The sequence below is a fragment of the Thalassotalea litorea genome (assembly GCF_043642205.1).
Taxonomy (GTDB): Bacteria; Pseudomonadota; Gammaproteobacteria; order Enterobacterales; family Alteromonadaceae; genus Thalassotalea_A; species Thalassotalea_A litorea.
Genome location: NZ_JBHZSG010000012.1, coordinates 39,943 through 64,284, shown reverse-complemented (window position 1 = coordinate 64,284; position 24,342 = coordinate 39,943). Strand labels below are relative to the sequence as shown.

Annotated in this window: 13 protein-coding genes, 1 tRNA gene and 1 pseudogene; 11 read left to right on the top strand and 4 right to left on the bottom strand. The window is 45.4% G+C overall.

The genetic code is table 11. The features are described from left to right. The first annotated feature begins 9 nt into the window (after window positions 1-9). The gene (locus ACHUFQ_RS08205; RefSeq protein WP_394174628.1) at window positions 10-1,329 is read left to right on the top strand and encodes an RDD family protein; all 1,320 of its coding nucleotides are present in this window, start codon (window positions 10-12) and stop codon (window positions 1,327-1,329) included. A 717-nt stretch (window positions 1,330-2,046) separates the two neighbouring features. Here the strand turns inward: ACHUFQ_RS08205 and ACHUFQ_RS08200 are convergent. Beyond that, complete coding sequence (locus tag ACHUFQ_RS08200; protein ID WP_394174626.1) at window positions 2,047-2,811, bottom strand: hypothetical protein; 765 nt, start codon at window positions 2,809-2,811, stop codon at window positions 2,047-2,049. A 223-nt stretch (window positions 2,812-3,034) separates the two neighbouring features. On the opposite strand from ACHUFQ_RS08200, the gene ACHUFQ_RS08195 reads away from it, so the two are divergent. The 6 genes and pseudogenes from ACHUFQ_RS08195 to pbpC all read left to right on the top strand — a co-directional run bounded on the left by ACHUFQ_RS08195 (window position 3,035) and on the right by pbpC (window position 17,837). Further along, the gene (locus ACHUFQ_RS08195; RefSeq protein WP_394174625.1) at window positions 3,035-4,237 is read left to right on the top strand and encodes an exonuclease SbcCD subunit D; all 1,203 of its coding nucleotides are present in this window, start codon (window positions 3,035-3,037) and stop codon (window positions 4,235-4,237) included. Continuing rightward, window positions 4,234-7,305 carry an AAA family ATPase gene (locus tag ACHUFQ_RS08190; protein WP_394174623.1) on the top strand — a complete coding sequence of 1,024 codons (3,072 nt, stop codon included), beginning with the start codon at window positions 4,234-4,236 and terminating at the stop codon, window positions 7,303-7,305. Before ACHUFQ_RS08195 ends, ACHUFQ_RS08190 begins: the two co-directional genes overlap by 4 nt. Before the next feature lie 88 nt (window positions 7,306-7,393). Further along, on the top strand, window positions 7,394-7,879 hold the full coding sequence (locus ACHUFQ_RS08185) for a GNAT family N-acetyltransferase (RefSeq protein ID WP_394174621.1): 486 nt from the start codon (window positions 7,394-7,396) through the stop codon (window positions 7,877-7,879). Between the two features lie 466 nt (window positions 7,880-8,345). Then, a pseudogene (locus ACHUFQ_RS08180) lies at window positions 8,346-9,185 on the top strand (DUF3300 domain-containing protein); the annotation flags it as partial. 1,536 nt (window positions 9,186-10,721) lie between these two features. Further along, window positions 10,722-15,434, top strand: coding sequence for an alpha-2-macroglobulin family protein (locus ACHUFQ_RS08175; RefSeq protein WP_394174620.1), 4,713 nt, complete (start codon window positions 10,722-10,724; stop codon window positions 15,432-15,434). 228 nt (window positions 15,435-15,662) lie between these two features. Beyond that, window positions 15,663-17,837 (top strand): penicillin-binding protein 1C, encoded by a 2,175-nt coding sequence (gene pbpC / locus ACHUFQ_RS08170; RefSeq protein WP_394174658.1) that lies wholly within the window; start codon window positions 15,663-15,665, stop codon window positions 17,835-17,837. Between the two features lie 94 nt (window positions 17,838-17,931). Here the strand turns inward: pbpC and ACHUFQ_RS08165 are convergent, their stop codons facing one another. Beyond that, the gene (locus tag ACHUFQ_RS08165; protein ID WP_394174619.1) at window positions 17,932-20,304 is read right to left on the bottom strand and encodes a carbohydrate binding family 9 domain-containing protein; all 2,373 of its coding nucleotides are present in this window, start codon (window positions 20,302-20,304) and stop codon (window positions 17,932-17,934) included. A gap of 255 nt (window positions 20,305-20,559) precedes the next feature. On the opposite strand from ACHUFQ_RS08165, the gene ACHUFQ_RS08160 reads away from it, so the two are divergent. Next, a complete protein-coding gene (locus ACHUFQ_RS08160; protein WP_394174618.1) occupies window positions 20,560-21,276 on the top strand; it encodes a DUF599 domain-containing protein in 717 nt (238 codons plus the stop codon). Window positions 21,277-21,297: 21 nt separating this feature from the next. Beyond that, on the top strand, window positions 21,298-21,828 hold the full coding sequence (locus tag ACHUFQ_RS08155) for a DUF2919 family protein (RefSeq protein ID WP_394174616.1): 531 nt from the start codon (window positions 21,298-21,300) through the stop codon (window positions 21,826-21,828). On the opposite strand, the gene ACHUFQ_RS08150 is transcribed toward ACHUFQ_RS08155, so the two are convergent. Continuing rightward, the gene (locus ACHUFQ_RS08150; RefSeq protein ID WP_394174614.1) at window positions 21,825-22,685 is read right to left on the bottom strand and encodes an MBL fold metallo-hydrolase; all 861 of its coding nucleotides are present in this window, start codon (window positions 22,683-22,685) and stop codon (window positions 21,825-21,827) included. The genes ACHUFQ_RS08155 and ACHUFQ_RS08150 overlap by 4 nt on opposite strands. 77 nt (window positions 22,686-22,762) lie before the next feature. Beyond that, complete coding sequence (rnhA, locus tag ACHUFQ_RS08145; RefSeq protein ID WP_394174613.1) at window positions 22,763-23,227, bottom strand: ribonuclease HI; 465 nt, start codon at window positions 23,225-23,227, stop codon at window positions 22,763-22,765. Window positions 23,228-23,370: 143 nt separating this feature from the next. Between rnhA and dnaQ the strand changes: the two genes are divergently transcribed. Both dnaQ and ACHUFQ_RS08135 read left to right on the top strand, forming a co-directional pair. Beyond that, window positions 23,371-24,111, top strand: a complete 741-nt coding sequence (gene dnaQ, locus ACHUFQ_RS08140; RefSeq protein ID WP_394174612.1) for a DNA polymerase III subunit epsilon — start codon at window positions 23,371-23,373, stop codon at window positions 24,109-24,111. Window positions 24,112-24,267: 156 nt separating this feature from the next. Beyond that, window positions 24,268-24,341, top strand: a tRNA-Asp gene (locus ACHUFQ_RS08135). Window position 24,342 lies beyond the last annotated feature (1 nt).

Below are 24,342 nucleotides of genomic sequence, written 5' to 3'. Positions count from 1 at the left end.
GGAGACAAGATGAACTCGTTACCCATGGAAGGTGAGCAGGAAGCGCAATTTACTCGCCGTGAAACTCGAGAAGTCATTACCCCTTTTGCATTTACAATCGATCAGAATTTATTTGGTACCGCGATTGCATCACCATGGAAACGCGGCGTCGCGATGTTGATTGATTTAATTTTAATTGCCATTTTATCTTCCGCCGGCGGTGAGTTTTTAGCATTGGCCATTGCCATTGCAGCATTTCGCTTTGGCAGCAAAAAACGGGCGAAAAAACTTGGCAAAGTTAATGGCAGCAAACGCCGCGCGGTCATGCGATTTTTCGGTGCCCTTATCATTTTCGTCTTATTAGTACAGTTGTTGCCTCCGTTATTTAATGGCAAAAACCCATTAGATCCCAATGATGGGCAATCCTACGGTGAGATAGTTACCAATGGCTCAGGTGACCCAATCGAAGCGGAGTTTGATCTGGGTAAAACATTAGAGATAACGGGGTTCGTTATAAAAACCGTGACAAATGTAAAAGAAAAAGGCTGTGATCAGCAAGTGGCATGCTGGCAAGAGGTGTTGGCGCCGGTGCCAGAACAAGTGTTATCCATTAATCTAACACAACAACAGGCTAAGAATTTATTCTCGGAAATTACCAATGAATTGCCAATCAAGGCGACAGAACGTCAACGTTTAGCGTCGGAATTAACCGCCTCGTATAATGAATTATTGGCTCAATCGGCTAAAGAACAAGAACAAGAACAAGAACAAGAAAAAGTGCCTGACGCTGTGGCGATTGATGCAACGACGACATCGGCAGCAAAACCCATATCAGATAAATCCGCAACAGCCGAAGCTGATACGGGTAGTAAAACGGTTACTGTGGTGCCAGAGGTGGAAATACCCGCAGGATCCGACAACACACCTGCCGTGGATGACGAACCGAGTAGAGCCGGTAAGATCAAGGACAAAGCCACCCAGCCGATTTATTCAATTATTGAGTTTTTTAAAGCGCTGATTCGTGATCTTGGACTTGGATTTGGTTGGGCAGCATTTTATTTCACCGTTTGTGGTTCGTTGTTCAATGGTAAAACCCCAGGTAAGAAACTGCTGGGTATCCGGGTCATTCAACTTGATGGCACACGGTTATCGATATGGGACAGCTTTGGCCGATATGGTGGCTATGGCGCCGGCCTTGCCACGGGACTGCTGGGCTTTGTCCAAATCTACTGGGATGCAAATCGTCAGGCAATTCAGGACAAAATCTCTGCGACTGTGGTTATCGATGAGAGAAAGGTGGCTGCTGAAGAATTAGTTGCCATGGCCAGAGCTGACATCAACAACGACTAGGTACTGGTAGCGAAACCACAATGCGAATGCATTTGGGCTTATCGCTATGGTTGTAACAAGCCTCACCTTTTCAATGCTTCAAACCCTTTGACGCTGGAAACTGTGATGCTGCGTTGTTGTGCTCGAAAGATCATCAATGCTCTTGGCGTAGCTTTAATAACCATGACGAGTGATTTTTCTCGGCGTCGTAGAAAACAGAAATAGTGAAGAAAAACATCAGAAGCAAAATGATGTGTGCGGCAAGGCTTAAGCCGAAGTAAATCATGCTTCCCAAATAGATTGCGAAACAAAAACTCCACATCGTGGCTAAGATGGTCATAATATAGAAACGACTGACGGGATCCGGTATGTGTCTCAGCGGATTTTTACGCGAATCAAACACCGTTGTATAGCAATCGTATATCCAAAGTCCAATAGTTTTCATCATGTGCCCTCTGTTTCAAAGATGCCTCATTAATCACTACGTAAACTTTCGTCTTTTAGATTTCCTTCAACGTAAATTTCAATAACGTCTATGTTGCCAGTGAACCTCTGCCCTAACTCTGAATTGTGCACAAACTTAATGTGATTGGTATTATTGGTCGTTTTCATGCTTTGACGACGCATATGGGAAAAGAGCGGCAAGCGGGATAACACACTGCGCTAAAGGTAGTGGGGGGAGAATAAGCGGCTTAAAGTGCTGTGCCAGAGCTTTTCTGCCTCTGGCGATAGAATAAATTAATGATCGCTTTTAACCTGCTTTAATGCGCGTTTAAAGTCTTTTTGCAGATGCGCTTTTAGCTGTTTACGTACGGGAGAGCTATCCAGCTGGTTATTCACGCAGTGAAGTGCCAGCGCGTAAACGGTTTGTTGTTCCGTTAACATGGTCTGTCGATTTGCGGAAGGGCTGTAACAGCTGCCGCATCCACCGCGGAATTGATAGGCTGTATTGGCCATCATGACACCAAATCCCAGATAGCATGCGAGTAAATCAATGGTTTGGTTTCGAAACTCTGGCCCGCCGGGTGGGTTGTCCATCGTGTGTTGCATAAGCAATGCCGCGTAGCCTTGAGCAAAGTTAGCAATCATTAATTGTGGATGGTTCACCTGTGGTTCCTGATATGGCCATACCATTGGTTGACCACCCTGCATGGAAAAGTCGTTATTGACCACGCGAATTGATGTGCCGCGTAAGCCATTAGGGAAACTTAAATGTGGCAACGTATTAGCTGGTGGTGGCGCAGCCATTGATGCACAACGCAATACCACCGGCCACTGGCGCATGCCCGCATATTCGCCGGTTTTCTCAAAAATACTCTGCGCCATTTCATCAACGCTGCCCACCCGGCCAGGATAGTAGTCATTGGTGGGTAAAATGAAGCGAGGCTTCAGCTTTGGGTCTGAACTGGAAAAATGACGTTCTAGCCAGGCGTACGTATCATCAATCCAGGCTTTACTCTGGGCATCGATTAGCGGTTTGGTTGTTAATAGATTTGAGAACATAATTCTTAAACGACAAGATTCAATGTATTAGCGAATTTATAGCTGCTCAATCTAACGAACTGCTACATAAAGAGCAAGCTAATACCCATTCCAATAAGTGAAGTTTTCACAGAACCCGCACAAAAAATCTTTACGCCTACTGCCCGATAAAATCGCTTGTGGTAGACTCGTGATTACATTCAGAACATTTTCGTGACTTCGAAGCATATATCAAAGGATTGGCATGCGTTTTTTGCATACATCAGACTGGCACATCGGTCGTCTTTTCCAAAACATTTCTCTTCTTGATGATCAGCAATTTGTGCTTTCTCAGATCAAAGAATATGCCGTAGTGCATAAGGTTGACGCCATCATCGTCGCTGGCGACATTTTCGACCGGTCGGTTCCTCCCGCGCAAGCGGTTGATGTACTGGATAAGTTTCTGGTTGATTTACAACAGCACAACATTCCAATCATCATGATCAGTGGCAACCACGACAGTGCCAAACGACTGCGGTTTGGCGCCAGACAGATGCGGCTGGCGAACCTGCATATTCTCGCAGATTTGCAGCAGGCGAGTGAGCCGGTGATCGTGAAAAATCAAAAAGGTGAAAATGTCGCGTTTTATGGGTTGCCGTACCATGATCCTGTGGAAGTCAGAGAAGCATTTGCTGAGCAAATCGCCAATGAACTTGGTGACGATAAGGTATTGCGAACCTATGATGATGCGCACAGCTATATGGCTGAACAGATTTTAAAAGAGCACCGTAAGCACAGAGCGGATATGGCATCGGTGTTGATAAGTCATTGCTTTATTGATGGCGCCAGCGAATCTGACTCGGAACGCCCCTTAGCCATCGGCGGCGCAGACCGGGTATCCTGGCAGCCTCTGGCTGACTTTGATTACGTTGCTCTGGGGCATTTACACGGGCCACAATTTAAAGGGGCACAACATATTCGCTATAGTGGTTCACCATTGAAATATTCCTTTTCTGAACATCAGCAGAATAAGTCGGTAACGTTAGTCGAGCTAACTGCTGACAAGCCTGCGAGCATTACTTTGTTGCCACTGCACGCACGCCATAACCTGAGAATTATCGAAGGTGAGCTCGATGAACTGATACAAATAGGCAAAGACGACGCCAATTTTGATGATTATTTATTGGTGCGCTTGATGGATAAACAAGCCTTATTGGAGCCGTTGGCACGTCTTAGAAAAGTCTATCCCAATGTATTGCAGATGGAGCGCAGGCAATTTTCGAGCGACTACGACTCAAGCCAACATAGCCCCAATGGCGACGCGGATGCTGACGTTAAAAAGGATGAGCTGCAGGTGTTTAGCGAATTTTTCAGCCAGGTAACTGAAAATGAATTGTCGCCATCACAAACACAGATACTCGAGGATGCTATCACTCAGGCCAAAGCATTAACGGAGGGCAAGGAATGAAGTTTTTAAGTCTGTCCATCCAGGCGTTTGGCCCTTTTGCCGATAAACAGGTGATCGATTTCCAAGAATTGGGTCATGCCCCGTTATTTTTGATTGATGGGCCAACCGGTGCGGGTAAATCTTCCATTTTGCATGCGATTTGCTTTGCCTTGTATGGCGAGACCACGGATGAAGCGCGCAAAGATTTTGCGGTTCGTTGTGACAATGCTGATGATGACACGCTGACTCAGGTGGAATTAACCTTTGCGATCCGCGATAAACAATATCGGATCACCCGAACGCCAACACAATTGCGGCCGGCTAAGCGAGGTGATGGTTTCACCGAAGAAAAAGCCAGCGCCCACTTTCGCGAATTAGTCGATGATGGAGCACAACAAAAAGAAGTCACTTTAGTGGCGAAAAAGAAAAAAGATGCGGATGATAGGATCCGTGAAATTATTGGTTTGAGTGTCGACCAGTTTCGCCAGGTGATGGTGTTACCACAAGGCAAATTTCGCGAGCTACTGCTGGCCAAATCCGATGCCCGGCAAGCGATTTTATCGACCCTGTTCCAAACCCAGATTTATCAAAAAATTGAGCAAATCCTGAAAGAAAAAGCGGCGCTAATTAAAGGCGATTATGAGCAAAATCAGGACCTGATCAATCAGGCATTACAAGAAGCCAGTGTCCAGGAGTTATCGCAATTACTCAGCCGCCAACAACAGCAGCAAGCTCAGCTTGAGGCGCTGACCGAGCAAAAGGGACTACTGGAAAAACAACGGCAGCAGGCCATTATTGCTTATCAACAAGGCAAGAAACTAAACGAAGATTTTTCTGAACTGGCGCGATTACAACAATCACAGGCAGAGCACCATGCAAAGGCTGAAGATATGCAGGTGCAAGGCCGCAAATTGCAGCAGGCAGAGCAGGCGGCTCGGCTCGAACCAGATTTTAAGGCGCTACAATCATTGCGCCAGGATTTGCAGCAAATACAAGAGCAAATTTCGCAAACCCAACAGCTTGAAATAGAAGCCAGAAAAAACGTTAAGGAACACGAGAATCAATTACATACGGCACAACAGCAATATCAACAGCGACAATCTTTGCTTGATAGCCAGCAGCAATTGGCAAATTTTCGGGAGACCTTGACAGGATTCGCGTTGATCCAGCTCGAATGTCAGCAACAATCTCAGGCAGAACAAGACTGCCGTCAGCGTATCGAACAGGCAAAAGCCAAAATCAGCGAATATTCGCAACGGGTTAACAAAGGCGAAGCCTTGATTGTTTCCTTGCAAAAAGCCGTTGATAGTTTGCCTAAGTTCATTGAACAACAACATGTATTGGAGCAGCAGTTACGAGCGGGTCGGCAAATTGAGCAACTGACCAACCAGCAACAGCAGTTGCGACAATCTCTGGAGCAGCAACAAGCACAGGTTAACGAGTGCCAACAGGCGTTGGAACATCAACATACCGCATTGATGACACTTGAGTTTAAGTGGCATAGCTCGCAAGCGGCGATTTTAGCGGCTCAGTTAAACCCATCAGAGCCTTGCCCGGTATGTGGTTCAACACAGCATCCTGCACCGGCAAAAAGTGAATCGCCCGAACAGACGGTGACCAAATCCATGCTCGATGAGCAACGGGCGATGCGAGATCAAAAACAACAGCTATTGCAACGTGCTCAGGTGAATTTAGCTAAGGTTCAACGCGAGCTGGAAGTGTGTCAATCCCAGCACCAACAAGTGTTGCAGCAGGCTAATGGCGAAGTGAAACCCTGTGTTGAAACCGAGCAGGCACTTGCTGATAATCAAACCCAAATTACGGGATTGAAACAACAGCAACAACAATTATTAAAAGCGACCGATAAACTCAAAGCCATGCATGATGAATTGCAACGATTGGCATCGAATATGCAACAGTTAGAACAAGGCTTACCCGCCATTGCAGCGCAACACGCAACCGCAAAAATGAAGCTATCTGATGCCGAACAAGGATTGCCAGAGCAATATCGTGATAACGACGTGTTGACCAAGGCGATTGAGGATAATCAACGGGCAATCGCTAATTTGGATAGTCAGTTAACCCAGGCTCAGCAAGGTTATCAAAAAGCTACAGAGCGTTTTAGCGCTATTGAAAGCCGAATGTTGACGCAACGCCAACATGGCGAGCAGTTGCAACAAAAATGTCAACAGGCGCAACATTATTGGCAACAACAGTTAACGTCGAGCAGCTTTCCTGACCAGCAGGCGTTTAGCGATGCGTGTCTGGATGAGTTTAGTCTGCGACGTTTACAGACGGAAGTGAATGAATACCAGCAAACCTCAAAAACACTGGCAGACAATCTGGCGTTGTTATCGGAGCGTTTGTCCGGTCAAAAAGCATCCGATCTTGAAGCATTACAGGCAAATTTGGATACTATCGATGGCCGCTATCAGCAACAGGAAAAAGCCGTGAGTCAGGCCGCTATCGCGTTGGCAGGTTCGGCGAATGTCCTTCAGCGTGTAGAACAGTATCAAAAACGTCAGGAACAACATAAACAAGATTATGAAGTGATAGGCACCCTTGCCAATGCCGCAAGCGGGAAAGGTAAAGTCCGAGTCTCGTTAGAGCGATTTGTACTCGCCGATATACTCGATAATGTCCTGTCCATTGCCAGTCGCCGATTGCAGATGATGAGTAAAGGCCAATACACCCTGGTACGTCAGGCCGAAGAACAACAAAAGCGCAATGTGACCGCCGGTCTGGACTTGGCCGTTGATGATGCGCATACCGGCAAAGTACGTCCTGTGGCAACCTTGTCTGGTGGCGAGTCTTTTATGGCCTCTTTAGCCCTGGCACTGGCGCTATCTGAAGTGGTTCAGCAACGCTCAGGCGGTATTGAACTCGATACCTTGTTTATCGATGAAGGCTTTGGCAGCCTCGATCAGGATTCGTTGCAACTAGCCATCAATACCTTGATTGATTTGCAATCAACCGGTCGTACCATCGGGGTTATTTCCCATGTAAATGAGTTAAAAGAACAAATGGCACTGCGGATTGATGTGCGTAATGACGGGACTGGGAGCCAAGTCGTGCTCGCCTCTGTCTAGGTCGTAGCCATGGAAGGGTATCATGCCGTATGGGCCCGTTGACAGACAATAAACGCTTGCAGTGACACGAATCCGGAGGGATTTCTTAATGAAAATAAGAGAGGCAAGGGTCGATGACTTTGACCAAATTTTCGCATTTATGCAGGAGATTATTGTCCAGGGGGATACTTATGCCTACCCAACAGATATGGACAAACAATCGGCCTTCAGGGTTTGGATGGAACTGCCAGAGAAAACGTTTGTGGTTGAGCAAAACACCAATATTCTTGGGACATATTACATTAAAACCAATCAAGCGGGTCCGGGTAGCCACGTTTGTAACTGTGGATATATGGTCGCACAGGATGCCCGCGGTAAAGGCCTGGCAACCCGTATGTGTGAACACTCGCAACTGATGGCTGCAGAGCTTGGCTATAAGGCGATGCAATTTAATTTTGTGGCCAGCTCAAACACCGGCGCGGTGCGGTTATGGCAACGACTCGGTTTTGATATTTGTGGTCGCTTGCCTAAAGCGTTTAAACACCCTGAGCAAGGTTATGTTGACGCTTATGTGATGTATAAATGGCTGAGTTAGATTCACCACAAACGTCCATAAAAGATATAACCACGTGGATCTTGGCCCGATATTGTCTGATCAATATTTTAATTTTCGTCGCTGAACTCGCACCTTGTACACGCCCAACCATAAAATATCGGTATTAATATGACAGTTGGCGAACATAATGGATGAGTTATTTAACCAATCATTCCACGGTTTATCAAAAATACTAACTAATGAGTTATCAATCTTACGAACGAGTGTTGTCGTAGACAGCTCTCCCGCAATCACGTATAACAATAACAAGAGAAAAATTTTTCTGTATTTTCAGTGAGCTGCAATGACAGCTATTTCGACATCATTCGAGTCTTGCTGAAACTAAACAAGGTTCTCAGGGTCATACCTATACATAATATGAGTCAGGATCGTCTTTCATCTGTTTAGGTTATACTCAAGGTACCAACCCGGCAGCAAGGACAGCATCTTCGCGAAGAGGTGGTTTATGAAACGTTTAACTCAATGGCTTGCACTTGTCTGTCTGACTGGAACGGCGACAATGGCATGTGCGCAGCAAGCAAACAACACGGCGCGGCAAATCAGTAATCCCGAAGAAACCCGGGTGAATGCCCCGGATAAGCCGCAACAAGCTAGTGGTGAGCAAGTATTTAGCGACGCGGAACTAGAACAAATGCTGGCGCCTATAGCCTTGTATCCGGATAGCCTGTTAACCCATATTCTTATCGCCTCTACCTACCCATTAGAAGTTGTTCAAGCCAGTCGTTGGCGGGCAGAAAATGAATCTTTGGCAAATGACGAAGCGATGAAAGCCGCGGCAGAGGAAGATTGGGATCCCAGCGTGAAAGCGTTGATTGCCTTTCCTGAAGTATTAAAACGGATCGCTGATGATCTGGACTGGCTTCAGGATTTAGGTGATGCATTCCTTGACGACGAGTCGCGTCTTCTTGCCAGTATTCAGTCGTTGCGACAGCAGGCTGATGAGGCTGGCAGCCTTAGCAATATGGACAAAGTCGAAGTCTATAAAGAAGACAACGTCATTGTTATTCAATCACCAGAGCCGCAAGTTATTTATGTGCCTTATTACGATACACGCGTAGTTTACGGAAACTGGCGCTGGGGTTATTACCCGCCGGTTTATTGGGATTGGCGTTGGCATCATAATCACAATCGTTTTGCCCAGATTGGTTACTATACCTGGCTGCCGGGTGTGAGTATTTCGTTTAACTATCATTTTAATTCGTTTTACTGGCCTGGTTATCATATGCGAGTGTATAACGATTATCGATATAAGCCGTATCATTATCGCAACCAGCATTATCCTGGCCGCAAATATCATCATAAAAAACCTTACTACGCCACCAAGATTAAAAAAGATCTTGGGCAGCAATGGAAACATGATCCTAAACATCGTAAAGGCGTGGGTTACCGAACCGACTATACAAAAACAAAATACCAATCAAATCGTGATGCGTATGTTACCCAGCCAAACGCAGATATGCGTAAAATGGGTTACGTTGGTGGCGAGCAGGGCTTAGGACGTAAAGAGTTAATGCGTCAAAAACAAGAGCAGCTGCAACGCGACATACAAACACAGGCGCAGATCAGAGATACGGGTAACAATATCAGCTCTAAACCCGCATCAAAAACTAATACTGCACTATCTCCAGCACTCAATAATCGGGCCAATCCTGTAATCAACAACAACGAGGATTTGGCAAAACGTCCGGTCAACAAAGAGTTGATTCAAAATTACCAGCAAAGGTTTGAGCAGCAGCGCCGGGATTTGGCGCGGTCAGGCAATGAGCAACGTCGTCAGGTGGCAGATACACCGTCTGCAACGGAACAAATCAATCGTTCTAATACTCAGTTGAGCCAACAATTGCAGAGTCGTGATCGTTATCAGCAGGTTCAGGATAAGCTGTCGCATTCACGTTCTGACTACAATCAGCTGCGCGAGCAGAGATTGCGAACAGGGAATGCGGCAACGCCGGTGAATCAGCCAGCGCGCACTACGGTTACGAATACTCGCACGATATCGCAACCACCCAGCGTCTCATCAAGACGCCTAGGCGAGTCGAACCGCTCTACAACGCTGCCAACCCGAAGCGTGAACCAACCGGCAATGAACTCGTCGAGCCGCAGCATGACGCCGGCGTCTTCTCCTGCCGTTCGCACCATGCCGACAACCCGTTCTACGCCGTCGGTAACAACTCCGAGCCCTCGTAGCACACCATCGAGTACCATGCGCGCGCCGACACGTTCATATCAGACAACAACACCTCGAGCGCCAACGAGAGCGACAACCCGGTCAGCACCGCCATCCGCTCGACAAAAACAACATTAGCTAACGCAACTTAGGTATCCGTAAATCGACATGAGCAAGCATAGCTCACCGGAGTTAATGACGATTTAAAAGGATACCTTGTTCGAGGTCACTGCTGGCGCATTGTTATGTCAAAATACGTTTGTATTTGTGCCGTTGACACCTTCTTACACCGTATCTGAAATTGTCATCAGTGATGAATAATCACTGTTTCGTCAGCCTTATCGAAAACTGATTGATTATAACCGGCTAAAATTTAGCTGAAAATCAGTTGAAAGTTCGATGATGAAACCGGGTTCACTGGCTTTTCGATTGTCATAATTGATCACAATTATTCGATAATAGGTCATGATCTTTACGGTAATGCCTGCTAATTTTAATCAATGTAAATGGTAATTATATCAGCCGTTTGGCGCTTTCTTTCATAAATACGGATGACTAAGAATGCAAGTCAGGATTCACCACCAGTTCCAATTTTCGCACAATTTCCTACCACCCTTGTTGTTACTTTTCTTGCTACTGGTAATGAACACGGTAATGGCCAATCAAGTCGATTACATGGGCCACTATATGCACAAAGACAAACCCGCCATAATTGTCCAGTTTGCGCAGCCGGTTGCTGCCATCGATAAACCATTCAAGATTCGTATTTCTAAAATACAGGCTGATAAAACATTGCAGGACCTATCAGCTTATAACCAGTTGAATAAAAATAATCTGGCGCTGATTAATACAAAGGTTGAGGTAGGTAGTCGCTATCGGGTGGAAGCCTTTGATATTGGTGGTGTCACACCCTTTGCCAGTAAAGATGTCACGATTGCGCAAATAAATTCCGATGTCACGATTTTGGGCAGAGGCCCGGTGATACCCGCCGATGGACCCAGAACCATTCCACTGTCTGTGGTCAATCTGGACAGTGTTTCGGTGGAAATACTGCGAATAACCGAGCCTGGAAAATTTATCCAAAAAAGTTTTTATAACCGACAGGTTTCCTCTTATCAGGTGCAGCGACTTAGTAAATACCTTAAATCGATTACGACACTGGACTTTCAACTCCCTAAACTGCCAGTGAATAAAAGTCAGTCTCTGGATCTGAAATTGCCGTCAGATTTAAGCCATGGTTGGTATTTACTGGCAGTGAAAGGTGGGGGGCAGTTTGATTATGACAGTACAAAATTTATTCAGGTTCTGCTCACCGACATTGGTATTCAGGCGAAAGTTTTTGAACAGCAACTGGCGATTCATGCGACCTATTTTTCTGGTAGCGCATTTGCCCAAGACGCAACCGTTTACGTGTTGCAACCGAATGTGGGAAAGACCAAGCTAGGAACGTTAAAAAACGGCTTTGGGCAGTTTCCATACAAAACTCAAGGCAATGAAGTCTTGCTGATCGAAACTCCGCAACATACCGGTTGGTTGCCGCTAAAGGAAATGCCCCTGGATTTGTCAGATTTTGATGTAACCGGCAATGCATACCAGCCTGTACAGGCTTATGTGTACTCGAATCGAGATTTATTTAAAAGTGGAGAGGCGCTACCGCTGAATATTTTGTTACGGGATCAGGATGGCGCGCTTGTAAAGCAATCCCGGCTCTATGTCGAATTTGTACAACCCGATGGAAAAATCATTGCCAATCGCTGGTTGCAGGGTAATGATGCGGGATTTTTTCAAACTCAATACCTTATCCCTATGAGTGCAGCATTAGGCAAATGGCATGCGCGGGTGAAAACCCATTCCGGCGCTAAAAAAGCCATTGCGCAATTAACCTTTTTCGTCTCTGAATTTGTACCTGAACGGATGGATTTACAGGTCGAGACCAGTACTATCACTTTGCAACCGAAGCCGAGAGTCACGCTCGATGTGGAGGGCCGTTATTTATTCGGTGCGCCTACCGCAGGGAATCAGTTGAAAATCACCCCGTATTATCAATCGTTACATCATTTGCAAGGGCCTTATCAAGCGTATTTTGTTGGTACGCCTTACACCATTTATCCGTCTCGGGATCTTCCCAAATTTGATGCGATTCAGTTAGACGAAGAGGGCAAAGCGTCATTTGATTATCCATTGATGTCTTTGGATAAATTATCCTCTCCGGTTACGGTCAATTTGACCAGTGAATTATTTGAACAAGGCGGTGCTACGATTACCCGCAAACAAAAAATTTCCTATTGGAGCGGCGAGCCATTAACGGCGATCAAGGCGCCGGCTAAGGTGCAGGCCTATCAACAGGTATCTTTTGAACTTGGTGTTTTATCCGCCGATGGCCAGGCGTTATTGGCTGGTAATATTGAATACCGGCTAGAACGTAATCGGGGTGGATACTATTGGACTTACGAAGATCAGGCCGGTTGGAGCATGCATCGAGACAATGAGTGGCGTCCTGTGTATATGGATCAAGTGCAGACGGAGCAAGGACAATCGAAACCACTAAAATTACGGGTGGAATATGGAAATTATCGTTTGGTGACCTGGCAAGCTGGCGGCACCAAAACAACTTATGCGTTTAACGCCCAATGGCAGGGTGCGGGCAAACAAAAACCCGCCAAGCCGGATCAATTAGGGTTGAGATTGGATAAAACCACTTATCATGCGGGAGACACGGCTGCGGTTCAAATCCAATCCCCGGTGGCCGGTAAGCTACTGTTGACGCTGGAATCGGATCAGGTGGAATGGACTTATCAGCAACAACTTGCAGAAGGTGAAGCCACAATTCTTGTGCCCATAGATAGCGATAGCAATCGCCACGATCTATACCTAAGCGCCACCTTGGTGTCTAATCAGGCAGCCGTGCCGCGCCGTTTATTTGCGATCGCGCCAATTGCTCTGGATCGAAGTGAACGAGAATTGCAGGTTCACATTAGCCATCAGGATATCTTATTGCCTTTGCAAACGGCTTCTTTGCAAATTGATGCTAAAGACAGTGCGGGAAAACCGGCATGGGTCACGGTGTCAATGGTAGACAAAGGCATCGTTAATCTTTCTGGTTACAATCCACAAAACCCATTTGATTATTTCTTTTCGCACCAGCGTTATGGGGGCGATGTTGTAGATTTGTACGCCAGATTTTATCAGCAACGGCCGGACTCTTTTCTTCAGCATCGCTATGGCGGTGATGCTCAGGTTGCATTCAATCAGCGCCCCGACCAACTGGTTGAATCGAAAACCATTACCCTGATGAGTGAAGCCATTCGTCTTGATGATAGCGGCCAGGGTAAGGTTTCCCTGCAGATCCCCGATTACAATGGCGAAGCGCAAGTGATCGCCACAGTTTTTACCCAGGATTCTTTTGGTCAGGCAATCAAGGATGTGACGATTCGCGCACCCATTGTCGCCGAACTGGCCATACCGAGGTTTCTGACACCCGGAGATGAGTCTCAGGTAATGCTGGAAGTCTTTCATCAAGCCGACAGTGACAGCGCTAATGATGCAATGGAAATCGACATGACGATAGAATTGCCAGAAGCATTGCAACTATTGTCTAAAGCGCAATTGAATGTAGCATTAAAATACGGAGAAAGAGCGCATCTTCCGGTGCGATTTAAGGTTGCCAAAGGTATTGACTCGGCTGCTGTTACCATTCACATCAAAAGCCAGGCATCCTCGTTTAGTCGCCGTTGGACGGTCCCGGTGCGCGATGGTATGCCATTAATAACAAAGAAATCGACACGGACGTTATCTGCTGGGGAAAGACTGACCTTAAACAATGCGTTTTGGCAAGACATCGAGCTGAGTCAAAATCATCCTGGTGGCTTGGCGTTGTCGGCCAATGCCTTACTCGATCCGATGCCCTATGCCGAACACTTGTTTGCTTATCCGTATGGCTGTGCGGAGCAAACCACATCGAAAGCATTACCCTGGCTGATCGACAATCCAGATTTAAACGCCCAGAAGCAGTCGAAACTAGACAACAATACCCCGCGTCATTTGCTAGAAACGGCCATCGCCCGCCTAAGTGGGATGCAAAAATCGACCGGTGGCTTTGCGCTGTGGAATAAACACGGTAAAGAAGATCCCTGGGTGAGTGTCTACGTCACCGATTTCCTGTTAAAAGCGAATGAAAATTATCCCCAAATTGTGCCAAAAAGCATGATGAACCGGGCCATAAAACGGATTAAACAACGTGCCTACCAAAATCAACCTCCGGCTCAATATTACGGATATTGGTTATTAGCCCAAACCAATCAAATTGACTATGGGAAATTGCAGCAATTACAGGGCGGGTTTGCCCCAGGGCCATTAGCAAGCGCCTATTTAGGTGCGGCGTTGATGCTTAAAGGGGATATTGAAAATGGGCAGAAATTACTACTTGATAGCAAGAAAACCCCTCGTATCGCACAGCATTCGTGGAACTATGATTATGGTTCGTACCTTCGAGACTATGCCCGGATCGCCATCGTGATCAGTGAGCTAGGTGGCTATGTTAAGTTGTCGGATGAGGTTATTCGCATGCGTAACGACCTGATACAAAAAGTGAAACGCGATCTTAATCGAAGACAGTACTTAAGTACGCAAGAGCAAATCGCGCTGGTGGAGCTTGGAACCTTACTCGGCCAGGATCGTCAGCAACCATACCAATATCAATACGCGCATGCTGTTCAACAGGATGTTGATGTTCAGCAACAAACCGACGAACAAGCCCCACAGGATAACAACGATGCGTATGAGCACGATTTTGACGACAAGGTACAAATGGGGATCACCCGATTACCTCTGATTGACGGTGGGGTGATTGAAAATAGCAATGATTTCCCTCTGTATGTGGAAATACTGGCAAGGGGCCCAGCGAGCGATAAAGCGGCATATCAATCGACCATGGATTATGAAAACCTGGGTAAGCAACTATTGCGCGAAAATGGTGATGTCTATAAAGGTGAGCCGTTAAATGTCGGGGAGAAACTGATTGTGGTGATTGATGCACACAGTAATGAAAAAGTGGATCAGGCGTTGCTGGTCGATTTTCTCCCAACCGGGTTTGTGATCGAAAACCCGATGTTTACCAATGCCAATGAGGTGTTACGCGCGGCAGGGTTAAAAGCTGAAGCGCTACTTCATGAAGAGTTTCGAAACGACAGGTATGTAGCGGCAGTCGCCATGGATGGTCGTAAAAATTACAATTTTGCCTACGTGATCCGTGCTGAAACGCCGTCGATTGCAAAGGCGACACCGGCGTTGATAGAAGATATGTACGAGCCTGAGCGACTACTCTTTATTGAGCCCGTTTTTGATGAATTTGTGATCAAACAGCCGTGAGCCTAAAAACAGCCGTGAGCCTAAAAACAGCCCTGAGCTAAAAACACCCTGAGCTTTAAATGCTCACGCTTGCGCAAGCCGTTGCTAAGCTAGAATGATTTTTTAACGATAGAACATTGATATCAAATGCTAATGGAACGAATCCAACATTATTGCCGGTGGCCCTTCGTTATGGTTAAGCCCATGGGACGGCTGTTAAGCCGAAAAAGGTGGGTAGCATTGACTATCATGCTAATTATGCCCTGGCTGACATTTAAGGGCCTTAGCTGGACATTTCCGTTACAGGTTATTGAACGGCCCGTTGGCATCTCGGTACTTGCCGCCGATGGTACACCTTTGCGCCAATTCACAGATGAGCTGGGGTTCTATCGTTTTGATGTGAGTCGCGACAAGGTGTCGCTATTTTACCTGCAAGCCCTGTTAAGCTATGAAGATAAATATTTTTACCAGCATCCCGGCGTTAACCCGTTCTCGTTAGTCCGGGCTATCGGGCAACAAATCTACTACGGCAAAGTGGTGTCCGGTGGTTCGACCCTGACGATGCAGGTTGCCCGTTTGTTTCATCCCTATCAACGCAGTTACTGGGGTAAGCTACAACAAATATTCCGAGCATTGCAATTAGAAGCTAAATACAGCAAAGATGAGATCCTTGAATTATATCTGCGCCATGCCCCGATGGGTGGGAATATTGAAGGAGTTGCTGCCGCAAGCTGGCGATATTTTGGTAAAAGCGCGCAACAGTTAACGATCAATGAAGCGGCATTACTGGTCGTCCTGCCACAAAGACCAAATCAATATCGACCTGACAGATACCCGGCGATGGCTCTTCATGCTCGCAATAAGGTGCTACAGCGTTTGCAACAGGATGGACTGATTACTCAGCAAGCATTGCCTTTTTATCTGCAAGACAAGGTGTCGGGAAATATTCAAAGCACGGTAACCCTGGCGCCGCTACTGAGTCGAAAATTAAAACAACAATGGCAAAGACAACGACATAGTCTGACAAAAAATCAGGACAATGATCTTGTCAATCAATCAGTAGCAATAGGGAAATCCATAACGTCATCGATCACCACGTTTATCTCGCATCAGCTGCAATCTGATGTTGAAGCCATTATTGAACAGCACTTGCAACAATTACCGGCAAAATTATCTATGGCAGTGATGGTAATGGAAAATGCTACCGGTGAAGTGAAAGCATACAAAGGCTCTGCTGACTTTTTCGATAAACAAAGGGCAGGGCATGTTGATATGCCGGTTGCAATCCGCTCTCCTGGCAGTACGTTAAAACCTTTTATATACGCGTTAGGGCTCGAACGAGGATTATTGCATTCTAAAAGCCTGCTAAGCGATGTGCCGCAAACGTTTTCTGGCTACAAACCAGAAAACTTCGATCAACGCTTTGATGGCGCTGTTGCTATGGATATGGCATTAAAACTGAGTAAAAATGTCCCGGTTGTTGCGGTTCTGGATAGTTTAACGCCGCAGTATTTTGTCGATAGGGTTGCAGCAGCAGACATTCACTTGCATCGAAAAACCGCAAATTTGAGTATTGCGTTAGGCGGAGTGGGGAGTTCCATGGAACAACTGTTGACCATGTACTCAGCATTTGGCCGCGGCGGTGAGATAATTTTTCCACGTTATACCACAATGGATGAAATAAAGACGTCGCCGTTTCTTACCCGGGAAAGTAGTTGGATTATTGCGAATATTCTCAGTGAGATTGAGCCGTCAGATCGGTTTGCGGCGGCGTTTAATCGTAAAATCGCCTGGAAAACCGGTACCAGTTACGGTTTTCGGGATGCCTGGGCGATTGGTTCTAGTATCGGTTATACCGTTGCGGTGTGGGTTGGCCGACCGGATGGTTCGCCTTTTGTCGGGCAGACCGGCGCGAATCAGGCTGCGCCATTATTATTCGATGTTTTTGATCAATTACCGCAACCACGAGATAGCTGGGAACAACCGGATAATGTAGTGGAAAAAGCCATATGTTGGCCCAGTGGGTTAGCCAGCACCTTGGTGGCTGATGCTCAGTGCAGGTCATTACACCGCGCTTACACCATCAATGGTTTGACGCCAGTGACCATGAAAACTCAGCACAACCTCAAGAATCTCCATCAGTGGCCAGAGCACTTGCAACACTGGATGAGCATACAACGCCCTGATCGAATTATCAGTCAATCACCACTGAAGATTCTTTTCCCAAAAGACAATGCTCATTTGTTTTTGGCTACGGGACAGAGTCTATTGCCCAAAGCAAGTCGTAATCCGGTGCAATGGTATTTAAACGAAGAAAGAGTCGCAGGGGAACGAATCGAGCATGATACGTTGCCGAAGGGAAAAAACCAGTTAACGGCCTGCTATCAACAGCACTGTGACAGTGTCGCAATTCATATTATGTAACGGTGTTAGCCTTTGTTTATTTCACTAACACGTGTAAAGTGCTGAAAAAGATTGCTCTGATAGGCAAGCTCCAAAGAGCAATCTTTTATTACCGTTACATCCAGGCGTAGCTGAGCTTTAAGAAGGCCGTTTCATTCTCGGTTTTAGCCAGTCTTTTTAATAGGAATTGGTCGGGTGTATTGGGTTGGCCAATCGCTTTATAGCCGTTACTGGAGTAGCCCAAGAAAAATACCGTTTGTGGGTTAATCCGATAAGAATAAATAAGTTGCGCAGACACGTTATTTTTTTCGGCGATATTATCGTCAAAATCGTAATTGGCAAAATCGTATGCCCAAGCATCATTGCTAAGATTTATATCTGAATCGGTATAAACAAGGTTTAATTTTATCGAGCTATTGATATCAAACTGATAGCTTAAACGCATATCGGATACTCTTTCAATGTAGACATTGGCACCTTCCGCGTCGAGCTTAGCAAAGGTATACGCCATATCTAATTGAGTATTTTGATTGATGTTCCAGGTCGCTTCAGGGGCAAACACAATCGCATCGCCAACCCGATCGTTGTAGTAATCGATACCATCTCCGACCTCAGCATAAAGTTGAAAGACAAAATTCGGTAAGGGTTGGATCAGAAATACGCCATTCATCTTTGATAGATCAAACAAGGTGGTATTGCCATCAATACTGGTATCGTTTGGGTTGAATCTAAGTCCCACTCGATTTTCTTCTATCAGACTAATCATTGCGAATGATTGCATCGGCCCAAATATGCTAAAATTTGCTGCAAAAGATTCGTTAATTAACTCGTTTTCCTGATTGTTTGTTGATTCATATTCGGCACCAAAATATAGGTCGGTCCACCAGCTGTCATCGCTGTAAACGATGCGTTCAATATTGGTCTTCAACTGCTTGATGTCGATTAACGGCATGTAACCTAAATCTGCGCGAAAATCCTGCCCTAAATCCTGATAGTGGGCACTAAGACTCCAGTTTGTACTATTGTGCTCAACACCAATTTTAAAACCAGTATCTGAAAAACGTTCATCTTGCTTACCAACTAAGCTGGCATGACCACATTGGCCTTCCATACAAAATTGATTAAATAAGTCGTCAGGATATTCGGTATCCGAATACATCACCTGGGCGACCACTTTGTTTGAATCTGTGATTTTGTATTTTCCATCTACACCGGAAACGAGATTATGGTATTGGTCTCCCTGGCGAATGGTTGAGATCAATCCCAGAGACAGATCATTATTAACATCATATCGATAACGTAGTGCGCTGCTCCAGTTATCGCCAGCCACTTCAACCGGACGAGAATATACATTGCCAGGTAAAATAAAATTGGTTTGTTGGTCTTTGGCGGTAAACAGTCCAAATGAATGACCACTTTCCCGGCCTGTCAGCTTTACACCTAAATCAGGGTCAACAATATTTCTGGTATAAACCAAATCCGATTGGCTGGAAAAATATTCAGAATTATCTAGAAAAAATGGCCGTTTCTCATCGAAATATAATGCTTCGTTTTGATTCACGCTAAGTTGTCCGGCATCGGTTTCAACATTGGAAAAATCAGGATTTAACGTAACGTTCAACAGCGTATCCGGGGTAATTCCCCAACGGACATTCAAGCCAGGTTCAATGTCATTTTCAGACTGCCAATCCTTTGTTTGCGACTGGTCATCGGGGTATAAATAATCGGCTTTTTCTTTATTATGTAACGCAACCAATGACGGGGTTATGGTAAGGTTTTGACCTGTTTTGGCGTTTTCAAACCCGGTCAATTCATCCATCTGGCAAACCCAGCACTGATTGTCACGATCTATTTTGATATGAGAAATACGCAAGCGTTGGTTTCTTGGGTACAAACGCATCATTTCAATGCCCCAGGTTTTAATATCATCACCTGGTTGGAAGTTAAGCTCACGGTAAGGGATTGAAAATTCCACTAAATAGCCAAAATCCGTGATTTTGCCAAAAGAGTACCAGATACCATCCCAAAGGTTGCTGTCCTCGCCGGTCATTTCATTTTGAATGCCATCATTTTGGACCCCAAACGGGTTGACAAAAAATTTGTATGCAAGGCGATGATCATTAAACGTATCGAGTTTGATGCCGACTAAATCATCTCCCCAGGCTTGATCCCGGTCCCGCAAAAATGCCTGAATATTTTTCGGATTTGGATCAAAGGCTTTAAATGCAAAGTTAATCTTTTCGCCATCTTCAAAAATATAGACTTGGGTTTTAACCGGACTAGGGGTGTTGTTATAAGGGTGGTTGACGATATCCAGGTCAACGCGCTGAGCTTGTTGCCAGGCAGCCTCATTGAGTTCTCCATCAAGCGTAACATCAGCCTTGATATGGGGAATTGAAAATTGCTGTTTGGATACGGAGGCAAATGAGACAAGAAAAAGACCAACACAAAGTAAGAGACCTTTAACGTTTTCCCTAAGCAAAATCATTCAAACTTCCTATTTTTGCTGTTATTTTTATTTTTCCGGGATACCGAAAACGTTTGGTTTTTTATACCTTTATTCGGTGTTTATGTCAAATTGTAAATTTTTGTTACGGCGCAATATAAACGTTATATTTAACAGCTGCTTAGGGTGTGTTTAATGGGCTGGAAAGGACAGAAAAAACGACAAATTTAAGATATGTGTGTCGAATAATGACTTTGTTTTAGGCATAATAGCCCGGATTATCAAGGAGATTGGACATTGACAGTATTAGATTACTTCGCGCTTTTCATTTTTGTTGCTAGCTGGGTCGGCTATACCCAGTTTTCACGACATAAAGCTAAAACCACACCGTGTCTTTCACGCTGTTTGCATCAAACGCGGATCATCTGGATGCGGCATGTGTTTGATCACGATATCCGGGTATCTGATGCCGCTATGTTATCTAATCTTGATCGCCACGTGGCATTTTTTGCCTCGTCTACCATGCTGGTTCTTGCCGGTGTTTTAACGTTATTCACCCAAGTGGATAATGTCTCCAGCATGTTATCTGCAATCCCGTATGCGGCAGAAAAAACGCCCATTTTAATCCAGATTAAATTGAGCCTGTTGGTCATTATTTTTGTTATGGCATTTTTCCAGTTTACCTGGTCGATGCGCCAGTATGGCTTTGTTAATATCATGATGGGGGCGGCGCCATTTGAAGAAGGCACCAAAAAGCAAAATTTGATAGATTACGCCAAGCAAATGGCGGTAGTTCAGGATCAGGCCGGACATGCGTATAACTATGGGTTGCGGTCTTATTATTTTGCATTAGCTGCACTTTGTTGGTTCTTCCACCCATTACTATTCATTTTTAGCAGCCTTATGGTTGTTTATATCTTGTATTATCGTGAGTTTAAATCCCGTGCTTTAGTTGCGATTAAAGCCGCGATTAATAACCTCGAAGACGATTTTGCGGATCTGTTCCCGCATTAGATTTTGGACTAAGAAAGCCCGATGGATAAGAAAGCAGTACATCCATATGCCAAGTACTCATTAAAAGATTTTGATCGCCACCAATGCCTAAAGTTGTCGTGGTGGTTTTATCTGGTCATGATATATCTGAATCGAGCGTACCTGGTGGGCTTGCTGTCGTTGGTGAACATGCGTGATAAATTGCAGCTCATTCAGTTAGCGTATCCAGTTCCACAAACGTTTTATGTCGCTTTAGCGGTATCTGTACCGTCGTTATTGTTTGCTTATGTGGTGTTTTTCAGAAAACCCGATGCCTCGCCTCTGGTCAGGTTTTTGTGGCCAAGGATGATTTGGGTGGCGTTAGCGATACTGATTATTGAAGCGGTTTTGTTTAGTATCTATAGCATTATCTGGCAGGGAAAAATCGGCACGCAGGTTTACGTGCAATGGATTTTAGCCATGATAGTGATAGCATCGGGGATCCTGCTTCCCCGGGTGCGCCTTAATTTGGCCGAGTTTCCTGAGCTTGTAAAAGACGAAACTGGGAAAGGGAAGAGCCGCTTAAATAATTAAGCGACGTTCACCGGAAGTTTGAAATATACCTGACCATTATCTTCAGGTATCGGTAATTTTCCTGCCCGAATATTGCATTGCAGGGAAGGGAATAGAAGAGTTGGATTAGCTAATGTCGCGTCTCGTGCTTCTCTGATTTTTACGTAATCTTGCTCAGCGACACCTTCACGAACCTGAATGTTTTGCTGTTTCTGCTCAGCGACAGTGCATTGAAAGGCTAATGCTCTGCCTTGCGGTTGATAGTCATGACACATATAGAGACAGGTTGCATCGCCCAGTGCGTATAATTTTTGTATTGAAGAATACAGCAGTCGCGCATCACCGCCAGGAAAGTCACAACGGGCACTGCCGGAATCCGGCATAAATAGGGTATCACCTATAAAAGCGTGTTTGCCGATGACAAAGGTAATGCTATCAGGGGTATGGCCGGGGGTTTCCAGAACATCAATGGATAGGTTACCAAGCGCTAGGCTATCGCCTTCACGCAGTAATCGATCAAAGTGCTGAGCCCCTTCATTGAGCTGCTTGGCCATATTAAAAATCACTTTGAAGGCCGATTGAGTACGTTTGATGTTTGCGCTGATGCCGATTTCGCCCCCTAATTTTGATTTTAAATAGCTGGCGCTGGAAATGTGGTCTGCGTGAGCGTGAGTTTCCAGAATATAGGATAAGTTAAGTTGGTTATCCTGAATGTATTGAATCAATTGGTCACTAAACTGAGAACTGATTTGACAGGCTATCGGGTCGAAATCCAGCGCTGGGTCAATAATCGCGCATTGCCGGGTTTGCGGGCAGGAGACTACGTAGGTCAAAGTGAATGATGCCTGATGGAAAAATGCTTTAATATCCGGGTTCATAATTCATCCTGAGAATTTATTAAAATATCGGCTCGATAATGTGGGTCCGATTCTTATGACGTAGTAACTTACCGTATTTACTCCTGATAGCCTACATCTTCGATTAAATTTTTACCTTCCGCAGCGGTACGGGCCAAATCATCAACCCGCTCATTTTCAGGGTGGCCAGAATGACCTTTTACCCATTTCCAGTCAATTTTATGACGCTGAGTTTCCTGATACAAACGTTTCCAAAGATCTGCATTTTTAACCGGTTGCTTTGCGCTTGTTCGCCAGTTATTTCTGATCCAATTGTGGATCCATTGTGTTATGCCTTGTCGAACATACTGACTATCCGTCGTTAAGGTGATATCACAACTCTCTTTCAATGATTCCAAAGCTACAATAGTCGCCAACATTTCCATACGGTTATTGGTGGTTAACTTATAGCCTTGCGAGAGTTCTTTACGGTGTTCTTTATATATCAGTAACGCTCCGTACCCGCCCGGTCCCGGGTTACCGAGGCATGAGCCGTCAGTGTATATATCCACGTGTTTTTTCATAGGCTGATTATTCTTACTTTGCTTATTGCTGGTGCCAGTGTACCATCATACTAATTTTTCGGCTTGGGGTTTTATCAACGACCGATAAAATTTCCCGTGGCTATTTTGTTAAGTCATTATTCTTTATTTGTCAGGTACATCAAGTGCAAGAAACACAACAAGAACGATTAATCATTCTCGATACAGAAACAACGGGTATTGATCCAAAAGCTGGACATCGAATTGTTGAAATTGGCTGTGTCGAAATGATTGACCGCCGGTTAACCGGTCGCAATTACCATGTTTACATTAACCCGCAAATGGAAATGGAGCAGGAAGTTATCGACGTCCACGGTCTGACCAATGACTTTCTTGCAGACAAACCTTTGTTCCACCAGGTGGCTAATGAGTTTATAGAATTTATTCGTGGCGCTGAACTGGTCATCCATAATGCTAAATTTGACGTCGGCTTTATGGATCATGAATTTGCCATGGTAAATCGCGGTCTGCCAATGACCCATGATATCTGTACCGTTACCGATACGTTAAAAGTGTCTCGAGATGAATTTGGCTCACCCAAAACGTTGGATTATCTGGCGAGATTTTATCGCGTAGATAAGTTAGTGGATCGTACCTATCACGGTGCATTGATTGATGCACAGTTGCTGGCTTTCGTCTATATCGAAATGACCAGACTGCAAAATACGTTGAATTTGCAACATGGCGATGGCGATGAAGGGGCTACAGCAGGTATTCGGAGAATCGAATCGAATCGCAACCCATTACCGGTGATCATGGCCAACGCTGAAGAGTTAAAAGACCACGAAGCTCGTCTGGATACGGTTGAAAAGAAAGGTAGCGCACCGATTTGGCGATTATCCGTCGAAGACATTGCAACCGAATAAAGCTCAATAAATATGCAAGCTAGCGGCGACTTTCGCCGTTTTGGTCGACATTTGTTCAGTCAGTAAGTTTTATCTGAAAAAAGTGTTGACTCATGTAATCCATAACCGTATTATTCCCGCCGCATTCAACGACATGTTGAGCAAAGACCGAGATGCGGAGTGGTAGTTCAGTTGGTTAGAATACCGGCCTGTCACGCCGGGGGTCGCGGGTTCGAGTCCCGTCCACTCCGC